The following is an 18,875-nucleotide window of genomic DNA, read 5'->3' as shown; positions in this document are numbered from 1 at the left end:
TACCGAACGCTCCCATTAGGCAGCGCCCCGTCCGGTGAACAGCCCTCTAGGTAAGCCCACAGATTCGGTCAACAGGGTTTTTCACACCAATGACTTTTTTTGATGGAAGTTGGTGCAGAAGTCCCGAAAAATGGGACTTCAAGGCTGCATCCCTTCTCGGCGTCGCCCATGCATCAGCCGAAAAAGGACGGGCAGCACCAGCAAAGTCAGCAATGTCGATGAGACGATTCCCCCGATCACCACGGTGGCCAACGGACGCTGCACCTCTGCCCCGGCCCCGACGTTGAACGCCATCGGCACGAAACCCAGGCTCGCGACCAGTGCCGTCATCAACACGGGTCGCAGTCGGGTGAGCGCACCTTCGCGGATCGCGTCCTCCAGCGGTCGTCCCTCTGTCAGCAGCGTGCGGATGAAGCTGAGCATCACCACCCCGTTCAGCACCGCGACGCCGGACAAGGCGATGAACCCGATCCCCGCCGAAATGGACAGCGGCAAGTCCCGTAACAGCAACGCCGCAACCCCTCCGGTCAGCGCCAGCGGCACGCCGGAAAAAACGATGGTGGCGTCCTTGACCGAGCGGAACAGGCCGTAGAGCAGGCCAAAGATCAGCAACAGCGCCGCCGGGACCACAAGCCGCAGACGCTCGGCGGCGGAGATCAGCTGCTCGAACGTTCCGCCATAGCTGATCCAGTAGCCTGCCGGTGGCTCCACGTCCCGGTCCACCCTCTCGCGCAATTCCTGCACGAAGCTGCCAAGGTCACGGCCCCTGACGTTGGCGGTCACTACGACACGGCGCTTGCCATCTTCGCGGCTGATCTGGTTGGGACCGATAATGACTTCGACCTTGGCGACGTCCTGCACCGGTACGAAGCCGCGTGGACCGTCTCCATTGCCGGGCAAGGGGATGCGCAGGCGACCAATTTCGTCCACCTTGCGGCGGATATCCTCCGGCAGACGAACGATCACCGGGAAGCGGCGGTCGCCCTCGAACATCTCGCCCGCTTCCTTGCCGCCGATCGAGATGGCGACGACATTCTGCACGTCGCCGACATTGAGGCCGAGGCGCGCCAGCGCGGCGCGGTCCGGGGTGATTTGCAGCACCGGGAGACCCGTGACCTGCTCGACGCCGACATCGGCTGCGCCGTTTATGCCGCCAACGACCTGCTCGACCGACTGACCGATGCGGAGCAATTCGTCGAGATCGTCGCCGAATATCTTGATCGCCACATCGGCGCGGACGCCAGACAGAAGCTCGTTAAAGCGCATCTGGATCGGCTGGGTGAACTCGTAATTATTGCCCGGTATCTGTTCGACCGCCGCCTGCATTTCGGCAACCAGTTGGGTGCGCGGTTTGCGCGGGTCGGGCCAGTCCTTGCGGTCCTTGAGCATGATGAATGTGTCGGCGACCGATGGCGGCATCGGGTCGGTCGCGACTTCCGCCGTGCCGATTTTGGCGACGACGCGCTCGACTTCGGGGAAGCGTTTGAGCCGCGCCTCGACCGTTTTCTGCATCCCGATCGCCTGCGTCAGGCTGGTGCCGGGGATGCGCAGGGCGTGCATGGCGATGTCGCCTTCGTCGAGGTTGGGGACGAATTCCGATCCCATCCGGCTGGCGGCGAAACCTGCGACCAGCACCAGGCCGACAGCGAGTGCGACAATGACTTTGCGCAATCGCAACGCCTTTTCCAGCGCCGGTTCATAGACCTGCCGCGCCCAGAGCATGAGGCGGCTCTCCTTTTCCTCGACCTTGCCGGTAACGAACAGGGCGATGGCGGCGGGCACGAAGCTGAGCGAGAGGATGAGCGCAGCGGTCAGCGCCATGACGACCGTGATCGCCATGGGGTGGAACATCTTGCCCTCCACCCCGGTCAGGGCAAAGATCGGCACATAGACCAGCGCGATGATGAGGACGCCGAACAGCGACGGACGGATCACCTCAGAGGTGGCCGAAGCCGCAAGGGCAAAGCGCTCGTCGCGATCCAGCAAGCGACCCAAACCATGCTGCGCCTCGCCATAGCGGCGCAGGCAATTTTCCACGATGATGACCGCGCCATCGACGATCAGGCCGAAATCGAGCGCACCCAGGCTCATGAGATTGCCCGATACGCCTGCCTGCACCATGCCGGTGATGGTCATCAGCATCGCAATCGGGATGACGGCGGCGGTGATGAGCGCGGCGCGGACATTGCCCAGCAGCAGGAACAGCACGACGATGACGAGCAAGGCGCCTTCGAGCAGATTCTTCTCGACCGTCCAGATTGCTCGTTCGACCAGATCGGTGCGATCATAGATAGCGACGGCTTCGACGCCTGAGGGTAATGCCTTGGCCGCCTCTTCCAGCCGCTCCGCTGCCGCGCGAGCGACGATACGGCTGTTTTCGCCCGCCAGCATGACGACGGTGCCCAGCACCACCTCCTGACCGTTCTCAGTCGCGGCCCCGGTGCGCAATTCCTGACCCATGCCGACATCGGCCACGTCATTGATGCGGATCGGCACGCCGCCGCGATTGGTGACGATGATCGATTTCAGATCATCGACGCCCCCCGCCTGCCCCGGCACCCGGACGAGATATTGTTCGCCATAGCGCTCGACATAGCCCGCGCCGACATTGGCATTGTTGCGGCCCAGCGCATCGACCACATCGTCCAGCGCCAGCCCATAGGCCGCCATCCTGTCCGGCAGGGGCGTGACATGATATTGCCGTTCATAGCCGCCGATGCTGTTGACTTCGGTGACGCCGGGCGTGTTGCGCAGTTGCGGGCGGATCACCCAATCCTGCAAGGTGCGCAGATCTTCGGCATTATAGGGTGTGCCGTCCGCCTTGCGCGCGCCGGGCTTGGCCTCCAGCGTGTACATGAAGATTTCGCCAAGGCCGGTGGCGATTGGTCCCATTTCCGGTTCGACGCCGGGCGGCAATTGCGATCGCGCGGTCTGCAACCGTTCGTTGATCAACTGGCGCGCGAAATAAATGTCGGTGCCATCGGCGAAGACGGCTGTGACCTGCGACAGGCCATAGCGGGAGATGGAGCGGGTATAGTCCAGCCCCGGCAGGCCCGCGATCGCGGTTTCGACCGGGAAGGTCACGCGCTGTTCCGCCTCCAGCGGGGAGAAACCGACCGCCTCGCTGTTGATCTGCACCTGGACATTGGTGATGTCAGGCGTGGCGTCGATAGGCAGGCGCTGAAAGCTGCAGATGCCAAGCGCGCAGAGCAGCAGCACGGCGGCCAGCACCGCCCAGCGCAGGCGAATGGCGGCGGCAATGATGCGTTCAAGCAATGCGGGTTGCGTATCGGATATGGCCTCAATGGTCATGGCTGGCTCCCGACTTGTCGATGTCGGCGCGGATCAGGAAAGCGCCATCGGTGACATATTCCGTCCCCGGCTCCAGTCCGCCCAGCACCTCCGTCCATTCGGGCGTCTTGCGGCCCAGTTCCAGCATCCGCACCTCATAGCTGTTGCCGACCTTGGCATAGACGACATCAAAGTCGCGGAAGCGCTGAATCGCCTTGGTCCGCACCGCCAGCGGTGCCTGCGTCTCGGCAACCGCGAAGGCACCTTCTACCCCCATGCCAGGGCGGAATTGTTCCGCTGCGGATTCAGGCAGATGGACATGGGCGAGCAGGGTCTGGCTGGCAAGATCGGCGGTCGGCAGGATTGCCTCCACCGCGCCGGTCAGCCGCGCCGCGCCCGACAGGCTGCGCAGCGCGACCTTCTGGCCCACCCGCACCCGTTCAGCGTCGCGGGGATAGACGAAAAATTCGGCGTGCAGCTTGGTCGGGTCGGCGATCACGAACAGCGCGCGATCGCCGGTCATGTCCCCCACATTGGCGTTCTTTTCGACGATGGTGCCGCTGATCGGCGCGGTGACGGTGTAGGTCTGGAGCGAATGGCTGGATTCGACCCGCAGCAGCGTCTGGCCACGCCGTACGACCTGCCCCAGCTCACCGGTCATCGACAGGATCTGGCCGGGCAGGCGCGCGCGCACATCGGCCTTGCCCTCCGGCGTGATTTCGATGCGGCCGGACATGTCGATCAGTTCGGCGATCGACGCTGGCCCTGCCCGTTCGGATCGCACCCCGCCCGCCCGCGCCGCGTCGGCGGCGATGGTGGTGCGGCCTTCATAGGAGGCGTAGCTCCATGTGTGGGTGCGCCCCCCTTCGACCGCTTTGACCTTCACGTCGAAACTGTGCGGTTCTGTGACGACACCGCCACCACGCAGATAATCCTCCTGCGGGGTGAAGGCAAAGCGATCGATCTTGCCGCCCAGGCGGACAAGCTCGACACTAAGCTGAACATCTTGCGGCGCGACCGGCTTGTCGTCGCGATAGGCGTAGATGTGGAATTCGGGTTCGACGCCATCTTCAAAGATGGTGATCTCGACCGCGAAATTGCCGTCTCGCAGCATCCGGCCGCGATGGGGGCCGCGTTCTTCCTCGGCCTCCGCCGCGCCATGTTCCGCATGATCGTCGGCGGGCGGGGTTTCGCTGCAACCGGCGAACAGGGCGGGGACAAACAGCAAGGCTGCCAATTTGAGATAAGGGGACATCAGCGATTCTCCGCGCTGGCGAGAAAGGAGGCGTGGCGACCGGTCAGTCGGTCGAGCAGTGCGCCGTCGAGATGATAGGATTTGAGCAGGGCGATGCGGCGATCATAGGCATCGATCATCGCTTCCTGTGCCTGCGTGACTTCCAGGAAGGTGAAGGCGGTGCCACCGCGATTATAGCCCTCGCGCACCAGCAGCACCGCGCGCTCGGCGCTCGGCAACACGGCATTGTCGATCTTGTTGATTTCACGCACAATCGCCGCGCGCTGGGCCAGCAGCCGGTCCATGTCGCGCTTGACCTGCACCCGCAGCACCGCGATCTCGGCTTCGGCGACGCGGCGTTCGGCTTCGGCCTGCTCGACATTGCCGCGCTGGGCGCGACGACCGCCAAGCGGGATAGAGCCGCCGACCACGATGCTGACATCATTGCCCTGGCCATAATGGCGAAGCCCTGCGCGCAGGGTCGGATCGGTCGCACTGTTCGCTTCCGCCAGCCGCGCCCGTGCTGCCGCTGCGTCGCGTTCTGCGTCGAGCAGCGCCACATCTATGGGTTGCGCGTCGGCTGCCGGGTCGGGCGCGAGGCGGGAGAAGCTGCTGGTGTCGATCTGCACATCGCCGTCCGCGCCCCACCATGCGGCCAATGACAGGCGCGCGATGCGGGCGGCCTCGATCGCCTGTTCATGAGCGATGCGCGCCTGCGCCACGACGGTGCGGGCGCGTTCCAGCGCGAACAGCGGGTCTAGCGCACGCCCAACCCTGCGCGCCACTTCACGTTCCAGCCGTTGGGCAAGCGTCAAACGTTCCAGCGCGACGGGAATTTCGGCCTCGGCGGCCAGCGCCTCAACCCACGCCGCCTGCGCCTGCGCCAATATGTCGAGCTGGCGCAGGCGGCCGCGCTGCTGCGTCACGTCGCGGCTGAGCCGGGCCACGCCGACCCGCGCCTCCCGCTTCCCGCCCCGCTCCCATGTCCGCTCATACCAGGCGGTGGTCTGGGTACTGGCGATCGGCGTGTAGGGACCAGTGCGGGCGAGGTCCTCCAGATCGACGGTGACGACATCCTGCGGGCGTACCTCCGCCTGGCGCATGGCGGCGGTGGCCGCGTCACGCTGGGCAGCGGTCACAGCCACGCCGGGATCGGCCTGCGCGACACGCGACAGGGCGTCAGGGAGCGTCAGCCCCTGCGCCCCCAAAGGCAGGGCGGGGAAGAAAGCGCTGACAAGCAGCGCTATGGTCAGGCGCGGAAAAGCGCGCGGACGAACAGATGGAAACATGAAAACAGGCTTTCGCTATGCGACACGGACCAACCCGCGCCGCATGGCGGCCGCAGGTTCAGACGCGAAGTGCGATCAGCCTGGGTGGGCGCTCTGGCCCCTGCGAGACGGAGTCCGGCTCCACCCGATCAACCCCTATAATGGGTGGCGCAGAGCGCGATGATGACATGGCAAGCCCCGCCTGTCCGAGCAGGATGACGCCTGCCCCGCTGTCGCCATGATGGTGATGGCTGTCGGGCAGGCGATCGGGCTGGCCGTCCTGCTTTTCGCCGCGCACATCATGGTCGGCGTCGTGGGCTTCTTCCACGGACAATGCGCTGAACAGCAGATGCCCATGGCCTTGGGTCATACCGGGCGCGTGCTGGACCTGATCGATCATCCGCGACAGGCTCATGCCCGCAAAAAGCGCCAGCAGCGCAATGCACAGCCATGCGCCCAGGCGAAAATACGGGGAGGGGCGCAACGCGGACATCGGCGGAGCCTATCCAAGCGAACGTAACGACACAAGTATCTGTCCATCGCAATCCGCGGTCCCACATTGCTTTTAGTGGCACGGCAGCAGCATATTCTGCTGCACCCACACAAACAGCCGCCCGTCACGACATTGGCCGATCATGCCAGCTTCTGCATCGTTCATGCGCGTCTTTGGTTTGGACGCATGACCCCGAAAGCGCCTATTTCCTCTCCCCAAGCACGGGCGTGGAATGTCCCACCGTGGAGAGGAGAGCAGCGCATATGAGCCATTACAGCCCCACCGATATGGCCCGGCATCTGGGCGAAGGGCTGTTGTCCTTTCCGGTCACCCACTTCGATGCCGATGGCGCATTTTTGGAAGGCCCCTATCGCGAACATTGCGCCTGGATGCTGGGTCATGAACTGACCGGCCTGTTCGCAGCGGGCGGCACCGGCGAATTTTTTTCCCTCACCCCGGCAGAAGTTGCCACGGTCGTCGCGGCAGCCGTAGCGGAAGGCGGCGGCAAGACGCCGGTTATCTCCGGCTGCGGCTATGGCACCGCCATCGCCACCGGCATTGCCCGCGACGCGGAGAAGGCGGGCGCGGACGGCCTGCTGCTGCTGCCCCCTTATCTGATGCACGCCAAGCAGGAAGGGCTGGCCGACCATATCGAGGCGGTGTGCCGTTCAACCGGCCTGGGCGTCATCGTCTATAATCGCGACAATGCCGTCATCAACGATGAAACCCTCGCCCGCCTGTGCGAGCGCAACGCCAATCTGGTCGGATTCAAGGATGGCGTGGGCGACATCGAACTGATGACGCGCATCTATGCGCGGATGGGCGACCGGCTGACCTATATTGGTGGGCTGCCAACGGCGGAAACCTTCGCCACGCCATACCTCACCATGGGCGTCACCACTTACTCGTCGGCGATCTTCAACTTCATGCCCGAATGGGCGCTGGCCTTTTACAAGGCGGTGCGCGCGGGCGATCATGCCCATGTCATGGACGGACTGCGCCGGTTCGTGCTGCCTTATATCGCCCTGCGCAACAAGGGACAGGGCTATGCCGTGTCGATCGTCAAATCAGGGATGCGCATCATCGGGCGCGATGCCGGGCCGGTGCGCTCCCCGCTGACCGACCTGTCGGCAGCCGAGGAAGCCGAACTGCGTGTGTTGATCGAGGCGGTATCGCCGGGGGCCTTGTCCGCCGCCGCGTGACTTGGGCGAAAGGCGGGGCTAGTTTGTGATGATGTTTGAACTCAGCCAGCTCCGCTGCTTCGTCGCCGCTGCCGAAGAACTCCACTTCGGCCGCGCGGCGCAGCGCCTCAACATGACGCAATCGCCACTCAGTCGGCAGATCCAGCTGCTCGAACGCATATTGGACGTGCAATTGCTGGAACGCACCAGTCGGCAAGTCAGCCTGACGCCTGCGGGCAGCGTGTTCCTGATCGAGGCGCGGCGGATCGTGCGCCTGTCCGACAGCGCTGCCCTGTCCGCGCGGCGCGTGGCGAAGGGGGATGCCGGGCGCGTAGCGCTGGGTTTCACCGCCGTATCGGGCTATAATGTCGTGCCGCGCATCGTCGCGCAGGCGCGTGCGGCTTTGCCCAATATCGAGCTGGAATTGCGTGAGATGGTGTCGAGCGAACAGGTCGATGCGCTGCTCACCGGCCTGATCGACATCGGCTTCGTCCGCCCGCCGATCGACCGGCATGAGTTTGAAACGAGTTGCGTGCTGCACGAGCCCCTGTTCGTCGCCCTGCCGCCGGGCGATCCGCGCCAGTCGAAAGCGGCGCTGGAACCGGGCGATTTCGATGGCCAGCCGCTGATCATGTATTCGCGCCAGGGGGCGAGCTATTTCCACAATATGCTGGTGCGGCTGTTCGACGAGGCCCAGGTCGCCCCCCTCTATGTCCAGCATGTGACGCAGATCCATTCGATGCTTGGGCTGGTCCATGCCGGGGTCGCCGCGGCGATCGTGCCGGAAAGCGCGACCGGGCTGCATATGATGGACGTGCAGTTCCGCCGCCTGATGACGCCGATCGACAAGCCGGTCGAACTGCACATGGCGTGGCGGCGCGACAATGCTAATCCGGCGCTGCCCGCGATGCGGCAGCTGTGCGAAGAGGCGACCGGATGAGCGGGATCAACCGGCGCGCGCTGATCGGCGGACTGGCCGCCGCGCCGCTGGTCGTGGCGGCGCGGGCACCCGCCAGTCCGGTTGCGACGACACGCTATGGACGGGTGCGCGGGACGGTCGAGCGGAACGTGCTGGCGTTTCGCGGCATCCGCTATGGTGCCGATACTGCCCCGCGCCGGTTTCAGCGGGCTTTGCCGCCTGCGCCATGGCGGGGCATTGCCGACGCCACCCGCTACGGCCCTTCCGCACCACAAACCAAGCCGGAGGAGCCGACGTCGGAGGATTGCCTGTTCCTCAACGTATGGACGCCTGCGCTGGACAAGGGGCGGCGGCCGGTCATGGTCTATCTGCACGGCGGGGCGCACGCCCATGGGTCGGGCAGCGATCTGCTATATGATGGCGGCAATCTGGTGCGGCGCGGCGATGTGGTGGTGGTGACGCTCAACCATCGGCTGGCGGCGCTGGGCTATGCCTATCTGGCGCAGTTGGGCGGCCCCAGGGAATCGGGCAATGTCGGCAATCTGGACATCATATTGGCGTTGCAATGGGTGCGCGATAATATTGCCGGGTTCGGCGGCGATCCGGGGCGGGTCATGATCTTCGGCCAGTCGGGCGGCGGCGCGAAGGTCGTGACACTGATGGCGATGGCGGAAGCGCGGCCCTTGTTCCACGCCGCCGCGACGATGAGCGGGCAGCATGTCACCGCCGCCGGGCCGAACCATGCGACGGCGCGGGCGAAGGCTTGGATGGCGAAGGCTGGCGCAGCGGACGTGGCGACGCTGGCCCGGCTGCCGATCGACCGGCTGGTCGCGGCGATGGCGATGACCGATCCGCTGGAGGGCAAGGGCGAGATTAGTTTCACTTCCACGCTGGATCATCATGTGCTGACGCGGCACCCCTTCGTGCCGGACGCCCCGCGCGAGGCGGCGCATATTCCGCTGATCATCGGCAATACCCACGACGAAACCGCACTGTGGATCGAAAAGACATTGCGTGCCGGGGATACGACATGGGACAACCTGCCCGACCGGCTGGCGCGGCAGATGGTCAAGGATATGGCCCCCGACCATGTGATCGCGCGCTATCGCCAATTATATCCCGACCGGACGCCGGGGCAGATTTTACTGGCCGCTTCCACCGCCGGGCGCTCCTGGCCGGGACATCTGATCCAGGCGGAGGAGCGGGCGCGAATCGGTGCGCCCACATGGATGTATCAGCTCGATTTCCCATGCCCCGACGCCGGCGGGATATTGGGCGCGTTCCATACGCTCGACATTCCGCTGGTGTTCGACAATGTCGATGCGCCGGGCGCGCGGACGGGGGTGAGCGCGGCAGCGCGGCGGCTGGCAGGGGTGATGGCGGACGCCTTCATCGCGCTGGCGCGGACGGGCGATCCTAATGGCGGGGCGCTACCGCACTGGCCGCACTTTGATCTGGCGCAGCGGCCCACGATGATCTTCGACCGCAACGTGCGGATCGAGCATGATCCGCGCCGGGAGGAAAGGCTGCTGTTCTCGGTCGCGCCCTATATCAAGCCGGGCGGTTAGACCCCATGACTTCCAGTTAAATCTCCAACATCCGTTCGTTTCGAGCGAAGTCGAGAAACCTGCGCATGACGTTTCTCGACTTCGCTCGAAACGAACGGATCAGGGCATGTACTTCGCTCTATACCCGGTCCCACGGGAAGCTGAGCGTCGGGCGCAAGGCGTAGCGGGTCATCGCCAGACGCAAGCGCACGCCGCAGCCCGGCCCCAGCCGCACGGTCACATCGCGCCCGCCAGCAGCAATCGTGCGCCCGTCGATCGTCACGCTGTCGATGCGATGTTCGCCATAGGCGCCGCCCTGCACGGTGACGCTGCGCGCACTTTTGGGGTCGAGATTGACCAGCGTCACCTCCGTCGCATTGTCGGAGAGGCTGTGGACCAGCGCGGCAACCTGCGGCGGCACCCCGGCGCGACGCGCGGCGGGATCGAAATAACGCAGGCGGCAATGGAGCGGCACGCCGCCCTGTGGCGGTGATGTTTTCGACCAGGGCGGGCGGGCGATGTGCAGGCCGCCCGTCATCAACTGGACCAGACTGGTGACGCTGGCCGGGTTGATGCCAATCGGCCAGTCAGCCAGACGGGTCTGCGGCGTGGTGGTGTCGGCTTCGCGCAGGGCGACGCGGTCGGCCACGCGCTTGAGGTCCGCTTCGATCGCACGTTCGGCGTAAGACGGATCGCGCCCTTCCAGAAAGCCGATCCAGGGGTGATCGCCAGCGGCGGCGCGATCCTCGGCGCGCTGCGACATATACCAGATTTCAAAGCCGTTGGTGCGGTAGGGTCGGGGCTTCCAGCCATACCAGCCGTCCGCGCCATACATGGTCGGCGTGTGCGCCACGCCGTCAATGGTGCGCGCAGCGGCGTTGATCCGCGCATTCTGTCGCCGCCACAGGTCGATATAAAGCTGGTCGCCGCTCATCAGCAGCGCGCCCATGAAGGCGGTGATGGAGCGGGGGACGCGGTTGCGATTTTCGCGTACGCCGGTTTGCGGCACGCGGGGGGAAAAGCCCCAGCCATAGACGCCCGTCCACCAATCCTTGCCGACGGTGCCGTCGGGACGGACATGGCTGGGCAATATGTCGCCGTTGCGCGCGGCACGTTCGACCCAGGCATCGAGATAATCGAGCGCCCAGCGGCGAAAGCGCTCCCCGCCGCCCAGTGCATAGGCGTTGAGACCCAAGGTCGTGGCTTGCAGGTTCAGCGGATTATCACCCGCCACATCGCCATATTCGGCATAATGGTCGAGCGTTTCCTGGTAAGTGGTTTCGCCATGTTCCATATGGAACGGCGTCGGGTCGAACGGATCGCCTGCCCAGTCGAGCGGGGTGGCGGGGCGCAACATCGGGCCGCGACTGCCGTTCATCATGCTGCGCATCATCCGCAATTTCGGATCATAATTGGGCGTGGAAGAATCGCGCCCGGTGTAGAAATCAGCGTAGCGCGCGGTGCGCGCGCGCAGCGCCGTGTCGCGGGGCATGGACAGGCCCATGACGTTGAAGCTGGTCAGCCCTTCGGCATTATGCTGCCAGTCCATCTGCACCGGAAATTCGCGATGATACATGCCCTGCCGCGCGATCGGCACATCAACGGTCCGGGCGGCGGTGAACTGACGCAGATGCCCTTCCCAGAATCGGGCGGCGAGGTCGCGGATGCGGTCGCCCCCGCCCAACGCGTGGAGCAGGAACCAGTCGTTGGTCGCCTCTGCCGCGTCGTCCGGCCCGTCATTGGCGCCCCAGCGCTCGAACACGCGCAGCCGGTCGCGCCGGTCGACATATTTGGCGTAGAAATCGACGCAAGCGGCTTCATTGGCGGCGAGCAACTGGCGTTGTAGCACGGCCCAGCGCGGCGGTGGCATCGGCGTGCTGGCGACGAGGGTTTCGCGGGTGTGGGCCTGGGCGGGCAAGGCGAGCGCAGCGGCACCCGCTACAAAAGCGCGACGGCCGATCCGCATCAGGCCAGCTCCAGCCTGCGGATCGGGCCGACGATCACCAGGAAGGCGAAGATGGTGAGCAGGCAATGCGCGCCCACGAAGATCAGCGCCCAGTCGAACGATCCGGTCGCCGCGACAATGAAGCCGACGACGATCGGCGTCACGATACCGGCGATATTGCCGAACATGTTGAATACCCCGCCCGACAGCCCGGCCAGTTGCTTGGGCGCAACGTCAGCCATGATCGCCCAGCCGAGCGAGGCCACGCCCTTGCCGAAGAAAGCCAGCGCCATGAAGATGATGACCCATGTTTCCGATTCCGCCCAGACGCAGGCGATGATGAGCGTGGCAAGCAGCATCCCGGCGACCAACGGCGTCTTGCGCGCCAGATCGAGCGATCCGGTGCGGCGCAGGATGAGGTCGGAGCCATAGCCGCCGGCCAGTCCGCCGACAAAGCCGCACAAGGCGGGCACGGCGGCGGCAAAGCCCGCTTCCATGATGTTGAGGCCGCGTTCCTTGACCAGATAGATGGGGAACCAGGTGACGAAGAAATAGGTCAGCACATTGATGCAATATTGGCCGAGATAAATGCCCAGCATCATGCGGTTGGCCAGCAATTGGCGGATATTGGTCCAGGTAAAGGTCGGCGCGCGTGCCGCCTGCGCCGCGCCATCCTCCATATGGATGAGGCCACCGCCCGCCTCGATATGCGCCAGTTCCGCCGCGTTGATCGACGGATGCCGGTCCGGGCTGTGGATATAGCGCAGGAACAGGGCAGCCGCCACCAGCCCCAGTGCGCCCATGACCCAGAATACCGCGCGCCAGCCGAAACTATGGACCAGCCAGCCCATCAGCGGGGCGAAGGCGACGAGCGAGAAATATTGCGCGCTGTTGAAGATGGCGGACGCCGTGCCGCGCTCAGCGCCGGGAAACCAGGCCGCGACCAGACGGGCATTGCCGGGAAAGGACGGCGATTCAGCAAAGCCGACCATGAAGCGCATGGCAAACAATGTCGCCACCACCGGCAGCCCCGCGATCAGCCCGACTGTGCCCTGCATCGCCGTGAAGATCGACCAGAGTGCTATGGCCCCGGCATAAATGCGCTTGGTGCCGAAGCGATCGAGCAGCGCGCCGCCCGGTATCTGTCCCAATACATAGGCCCAGGCGAAGGCGGAAAGGATGAAACCCGTCTGCACCGGGGAGATGCCGAGTTCCCCCGACGCCGCATTGCCCGCGATCGAAAAGGTTGCGCGGTCGGCATAGTTGATCGACGTGATCAGGAAGATCAGCGCAATGATGCGATAGCGCACATAGCTGGGCCGATCAGCGGCAACGGCAGTCGTGGTGGCAGGGCGGATCACGAATGGCTCTCCTCAACGGTGCCGTCCATCTGTCGGAACGGTCGCAATGGCAAGGAGTGACGCTAGCGGGACAGGCCGGGCCGGTCCAAGCCGAAATCCGCCATGATCCAGTCCCATCTTGGCTTGATGCTGGAGCGGCTCCGCAAGGCCGCCAGCGATCAGTGCAAGCCGTGCATTGATCCATGCGGCATTGGGATTGGCATATTATCCCGTTCCAGCGCTATCGAAGTGGAACCAATCCGGTGATCAATGCCGGACATCATAAGCGCAAGCCGCGCATATCAGGGGAGTGAAAAGGCCATGAACGCCACCCGTCGAACCAAAGCGATGCTGAGCCTGTCCAGCGCAATCGCAACGATTGCCCTGGCACCGATAGCGCTGGCGCAGAGCGATGCGGGGACTGCATCGCCAGCCACCGCCCTGCCGCAGGACGAGCCTGCCGCCGCCGACATCGTCGTTACCGGATTCCGCGCCAGCCTGAACAGCGCGCTGAACGTCAAGCGCAACGAAACCGCCTCGATCGACGCGATCAAGGCGGAGGACATCGCGGAATTCCCGGACCTGAACCTTGCCGAATCGCTCCAGCGTATTCCCGGCGTCGCCATCAGCCGCGTCAACGGCGAAGGCCGCAACGTCACGGTGCGCGGCCTTGGCCCCGAATATACCCGCGTCCGCATCAACGGCATGGAAGCGATCGGCACCACCGGCGGCACCGACAATTCGGGCGGCGTCAATCGTGGCCGTGGTTTCGACTTCAACATCTTCTCGTCCGACCTGTTCAGCAACCTGTCGGTGCGCAAGACCGCGACCGCCGATGTGGAAGAAGGGTCGCTGGGCGGCGTCGTCGACCTCCAAACCGCGCGTCCGCTCGACTACAAGAAACCTACCGCCGTCCTGTCCGCCGCCGCCAGCTATAATGATCTGAGCGGCAAGACGACGCCGCGCCTGTCCGGGCTGGTCGCGACCCAGACCAACGATGGCCGCTTCGGCGTGCTGCTGTCAGTCGCCTATGAAGAGCGCAAGATTGTCGAGGAAGGCGCGAACATCACGCGCTGGACCTATGGCGGGTTCAACATCGTTCCGAGCAATCCCACCAGCGGCGGTTTCAATCCGGCATCGACCCTGCCCGGCAAGACGATCGCGCAGATCAACGACACCAACCCGAACACTGCGCTGTTCCATCCGCGCATCCCCGGTCTGGTCAGCTACGACATCCGCCAAAAGCGTCTGGGCGCGGCAGGGTCCATCCAGTTCAAGCCGACCGACCGCACGACGATTTCGATCGACAGCCTCTATTCAAGGCTGGACGGCACCCGCAAGGAAGCCCAGCTTCAGGCGATCAGCTTCAGCCGGTCGGGCAGCGGCAAGCCGCAGACGATCATCCGCGATGGCGCGGTCGATGGCGATAACAACATCATCAGCGGCACGTTCGACAATGTCGATATGCGATCGCAAGCCCGCTACGACGTCCTCAAGACCGAATTTTATCAGGTCAACGGATCGATCGACCAGCAGCTGGGCGACCGGGTGAAGATCAACATCATGGGCGGTCACGCCAAATCGGAATTCAAGAATCCGATCCAGACCACGGTGACGATCGACGCGGCCAATACCGGCAATTTCCAATATGATTTTACCAGCCGCTTCCCCACCATCGCGCCGGGCGTCGATGTCGCCAGCGCATCGACCTGGAGCTTCGTGAGCGGCACGTCGGAAGTGCGCATCCGTCCCCAGACGGTGGACAACGCCTTCACCACCGCCAAGGGCTTTGTCGAATGGGAAGCCAATGACATGGTGACCCTGAAAGCGGGTGCCGACTGGCGCAAGTTTGAATATGATTCGACCGAGCGTCGCCGCCTGTCGGCTGAAACCATTGTCGCCCCGCTGACCGCCGCGCAACTGGCAGGTATGACCACCCTGTTCGACGGCTTCGGCAAGGGGCTGAGTATCCCGGCCGGCACGCCCACCGCATGGATCATACCCAATCTGGATGCCTTCATCAGCCAGGGCAATATTTACGGCAATCCGATCTACGCCACTGGCGGTGTCGAGAATGCGACCGCGCGCGGTTCCTATATCACCGTGACGGAAAAGGATCTGGGCGTATGGGGCATGGCCCAATTCAATCTTGCCGCCGCGGGCCTGCCGATCCGTGGCGATGTAGGCGTGCGTTACGTCAAGACCGACCAGTTCTCGACCGGCTATCGCAGTCAGGGGAGCCGGATCGATCTCGTCACGGCGGATCGCACCTACAAGCGCTGGTTGCCGTCGATCAACCTGGTCGGCAATATCACCGAAGACCTGCAAGTCCGCTTTGCCGCTGCCAAGACGCTGGCCCGCGCCGGGATTGCGTCGCTGACACCGGGTGGAAATCTGAACATATCGGGTGGTAACCGCAGCTTTTCGTCCGGCAACCCGGACCTCAAGCCCACATCGTCGAAGAATCTGGACGTGTCGATCGAATGGTATCCGACGCAAGGGGCGATCTATGCGCTGGCCGCCTTCCGCAAGGATATCGGCACCTTCGTCCAGACGTTGAGCGTCGGCCTACCCTACAGCAGCCTTGGCCTTCCCGATTCGTTGCTGGCCGGCACGAATATACCAACGACCGATATCTTCATCGTCAGCCAGCCGGTCAATTCGTCGGGCGGCATTCTCAAGGGGTTTGAGGTCAATATCCAGCAGCCCTTCAGCTTCCTGCCGGGCGCATTGGCCAATTTCGGTGTGCTGGCCAACTATACATTCGTGAAGTCGGACATCGAATATCTGACCGCCGCTAATGGCAGCACGTCGGTGACAGCGCCGCTGGTCGGCCTGTCCCGGCACGCCGCCAACGCCACGCTCTATTATGAAACCAAGAAGTTCCAGATTCGCGGGTCCGTGGCCTATCGGTCCAAATATCTGACCGCCGTGCCGGGGACGGAAGGCAATGCCTATAATGGCACCAACCGCACCATCAACGTCGATGCGCAGGCCAGCTACAACATCACCGAAAAGATGAAGCTGAGCATCGAGGCGATCAACCTGACAGACACGAAGAACGACCAGTTTGTCGATGAAACCAATCGTCTGAACGTGCTGACCCATAGCGGTCGCCAGTTCAACTTCGGTATGCGCTACGCCTTCTAACCCGCCCTTCCTGAAAGCGGAGCGCCCTGATGGCCAGTTGCCCTGCACGGCAACTGGCCATTTTTTAGTGGCGCGTCAGAAGCTCTTTTTCGCGGTGAGCGACCATTCGCGCGGCCGCCCGACCACACCGGTCACGACACCAAAGCTGCCGACATTTTCTGCCTTGCCCGCATAATAATAGCTGTCGAGCAGGTTGGTGACGCCAAGGCTGAGCGACCAGTCCTTGTCCGGTCCCTGATAGGTCAGGCGCGCATTGACCAGATGGGGCGCGTTGATCTGGTTGAACGGGTTGTTGATCGCGTTGTAAAAATAGTTGGAACGCCAGGACCAGTCGATCCGCGGGGTCAGCGTGCCAGACCCGCCCAGATCCGCTTCATATTGGATACCCGCCGACAGCTGCCATTTGCTGATGAAGGGGGCGATCATATCCTTGGTCACCAGCGTCGCGGGGTTGGTGATCTTCTTATAATCAAAGTCCAGATAACCGGCCGATGCGTCGATCGACAGGCCGTCGGTGGGATGGAGCGAGGCTTCCAGTTCCCAGCCGAACACGCGGGCGTCGCCAGCGTTGGACGGCACCGAGCAGGAAAATACCACGCTTTCCGGGCACTGATAGCGGACGAGCTGCATATCCTTATAATCATTCAGGAACACAGCGCCGTTGAGGCGTATCATGCGGCCCATCAGGTCCGCCTTGAACCCGGCTTCATAGGTGGTCAGCTTTTCCGGGCCGAATGTCTGCACCTGATCGGGCGCAGACGGGCGCGGATTGATGCCGCCGCCCTTGAAGCCGGTCGAAACCTGCGCATAGGTCATCAACTGGTCACTCCAGCGATAATTGACCCCCAGACGATAATCGAGACGGCTGCCCTTGAACGTGCCGGACAGGCCGTCCAGCCCCGCGAGGAGGAAATTGGGGGCGAAGAAGGCCCCGCTCGGCAAGGTGCCGTCGACATTCCGACGTGAATAATCATAGGTTTTCTTGTCGTCGGTGTAGCGCAGGCCTGCAATCACGTTGAACGCATCACTGACATGGAATTCGGCATGGGCGAAGGCCGATGCGCTGCGATTTTTGACGACGTCGTCGACCAGGAAATCGAACAGCAGCGTCGGGATGGCGCTGCGGCCCGTCAGCAGATCGGTCGCCTTGTAATAGAAACCGCCCACGGTCAGATCGACCGCATCGTTGAAATTGGCGCTCAGGCGCAATTCCTGCGTGAATTGTTCATGGCCATAGTTGAACTGCTGCAACAGGATGGTGAGCGGTGATCCATCGATGTCGATCGCGCTGGTGCCGTCCGCCTTGCGATAGCCGGTGATCGATTTAAGCTTGAGCATGTCGGACAGATCATAGTCGATCGTCCCGGCAATGCCCCAGCTTTTGACCGAACTGGTCGGGCTGGCGGTGAAACCGCCGGGCGCAACCTGGGTCGGGATGCCGAACACGGTCGTATAATTGCCGCCCGTGGCATAGTTGGCATAGGAGGTATAGCTTTTGGACGCGGTGATGAACCGGCTGTCGAACGGGATGCCTGCGACTGGATTGCCCGGCACATAGCTGCGCACCAGCGGGTTGTCGGCGTAAAGCAATTTGGTTGCGACCGCTTCGCTATTATCCTTCGACACATCAGCGACGATGTTGATTTCCAACGGCGATCCGGCAGGCGCATAACGCAGCGCGGCGCGCAGGGCCATGACGTCGATGCCGCCTTCGGTGCCGACCTGGCATCCCTTGTCATTGGTGCCGGTGGGCGCAATGCCCGACGCGGGATTGACGCAGCCATAATCGAGCAGCTTCATATAGCCATCGACATTTTTCGATACGCCCGACACGCGCAGGAACAGGCTGTCGGTCAGCGGGATATTGGCGCTGCCGCGGAGTTCCAGCTTGTCATAGCTGCCATAGGTCGCCTCGATAAAGCCGCCCGCCGTGGCGTCGGGCTTCTTGCTGAACAGCTTGACCGCGCCGCCGACGCTGTTCTTGCCCGCCAGCGTCCCTTGCGGCCCGCGCAGCACCTCGACCCGCTCCAGATCGGTGAGGTCCATCACCGCGCCATAGGTGGTGCCATAATAGATATCGTCGATATAGATGCCCACGCCCGGCTCCAGCGCGAAACTGGAATCGAGCTGACCCACGCCGCGAATGAAGGCGGCGACCGAATTGCCCTGAAGGCTCGTTGCTGGCGCCAACGCCACGTTGGGGGCGAACTGGCCAAGGTCGGTGACGCTGGTCTGGCTGCGCGCGGCGAGCGTTTCGCTCGACACGGCCGTGATCGCGATCGGTGTGTCCTGCAAATTCTGTGCGCGGAACTGTGCGGTGACGATGATGTCGGCGGGCTGGCCCGACTGATCGGCGGCCTGTGCCGGCGCAGCTGCATCCTGTGCCAGGGCGGGTGTCGCGATCATCGCGGCGACCAGCGCCAGGCTGGCGGCGCTGCCGTTGAACGCGGATTTCCAGATATATGTCATTATTTTTCCTCCCTATTGTCAGCCCGCTGAGCATGGGG

Annotated in this window: 11 protein-coding genes; 4 read left to right on the top strand and 7 right to left on the bottom strand. The window is 63.7% G+C overall.

Annotated elements, in window-relative coordinates; translation table 11 throughout:
• Positions 1-138: 138 nt before the first annotated feature.
• Genes ACODSR_RS17495 through ACODSR_RS17480 form a run of 4 tightly spaced genes read right to left on the bottom strand, consistent with a single transcriptional unit; the run spans position 139 to position 6,286 of the window.
• Entirely contained in the window at positions 139-3,312 is a 3,174-nt protein-coding gene (locus ACODSR_RS17495; RefSeq protein WP_489077906.1) for an efflux RND transporter permease subunit, read from the bottom strand.
• The gene (locus ACODSR_RS17490) at positions 3,302-4,546 is read right to left on the bottom strand and encodes an efflux RND transporter periplasmic adaptor subunit (RefSeq protein WP_489077905.1); all 1,245 of its coding nucleotides are present in this window, start codon (positions 4,544-4,546) and stop codon (positions 3,302-3,304) included. Before ACODSR_RS17490 ends, ACODSR_RS17495 begins: the two co-directional genes overlap by 11 nt.
• On the bottom strand, positions 4,546-5,814 hold the full coding sequence (locus ACODSR_RS17485; protein WP_489077904.1) for a TolC family protein: 1,269 nt from the start codon (positions 5,812-5,814) through the stop codon (positions 4,546-4,548). The genes ACODSR_RS17490 and ACODSR_RS17485 overlap by 1 nt, the downstream gene beginning before the upstream one ends.
• 58 nt (positions 5,815-5,872) lie before the next feature.
• A complete protein-coding gene (locus ACODSR_RS17480) occupies positions 5,873-6,286 on the bottom strand; it encodes a hypothetical protein (protein ID WP_489077903.1) in 414 nt (137 codons plus the stop codon).
• 263 nt (positions 6,287-6,549) lie between these two features.
• On the opposite strand from ACODSR_RS17480, the gene kdgD reads away from it, so the two are divergent.
• Genes kdgD through ACODSR_RS17465 form a run of 3 tightly spaced genes read left to right on the top strand, consistent with a single transcriptional unit; the run spans position 6,550 to position 9,954 of the window.
• The gene (kdgD, locus tag ACODSR_RS17475) at positions 6,550-7,488 is read left to right on the top strand and encodes a 5-dehydro-4-deoxyglucarate dehydratase (protein WP_489077902.1); all 939 of its coding nucleotides are present in this window, start codon (positions 6,550-6,552) and stop codon (positions 7,486-7,488) included.
• 28 nt (positions 7,489-7,516) lie between these two features.
• Complete coding sequence (locus ACODSR_RS17470) at positions 7,517-8,407, top strand: LysR family transcriptional regulator (RefSeq protein WP_489077908.1); 891 nt, start codon at positions 7,517-7,519, stop codon at positions 8,405-8,407.
• On the top strand, positions 8,404-9,954 hold the full coding sequence (locus ACODSR_RS17465) for a carboxylesterase/lipase family protein (protein WP_489077901.1): 1,551 nt from the start codon (positions 8,404-8,406) through the stop codon (positions 9,952-9,954). Before ACODSR_RS17470 ends, ACODSR_RS17465 begins: the two co-directional genes overlap by 4 nt.
• 118 nt (positions 9,955-10,072) lie before the next feature.
• On the opposite strand, the gene ACODSR_RS17460 is transcribed toward ACODSR_RS17465, so the two are convergent.
• Positions 10,073-11,899 (bottom strand): DUF8034 domain-containing protein, encoded by a 1,827-nt coding sequence (locus ACODSR_RS17460; protein ID WP_489077900.1) that lies wholly within the window; start codon positions 11,897-11,899, stop codon positions 10,073-10,075.
• Positions 11,899-13,239 (bottom strand): MFS transporter, encoded by a 1,341-nt coding sequence (locus ACODSR_RS17455; RefSeq protein WP_489077899.1) that lies wholly within the window; start codon positions 13,237-13,239, stop codon positions 11,899-11,901. The genes ACODSR_RS17460 and ACODSR_RS17455 overlap by 1 nt, the downstream gene beginning before the upstream one ends.
• Before the next feature lie 300 nt (positions 13,240-13,539).
• Here ACODSR_RS17455 and ACODSR_RS17450 point away from each other — a divergent pair, with 300 nt between their 5' ends.
• Complete coding sequence (locus ACODSR_RS17450) at positions 13,540-16,368, top strand: TonB-dependent receptor (protein WP_489077898.1); 2,829 nt, start codon at positions 13,540-13,542, stop codon at positions 16,366-16,368.
• Positions 16,369-16,443: 75 nt separating this feature from the next.
• Here the strand turns inward: ACODSR_RS17450 and ACODSR_RS17445 are convergent, their stop codons facing one another.
• Positions 16,444-18,837 (bottom strand): TonB-dependent receptor, encoded by a 2,394-nt coding sequence (locus ACODSR_RS17445; RefSeq protein WP_489077897.1) that lies wholly within the window; start codon positions 18,835-18,837, stop codon positions 16,444-16,446.
• Between the last annotated feature and the right edge of the window lie 38 nt (positions 18,838-18,875).

The sequence above is a fragment of the Sphingobium sp. FG125 genome, assembly GCF_057809795.1.
This window is presented reverse-complemented; position numbering and strand designations above follow the sequence as displayed.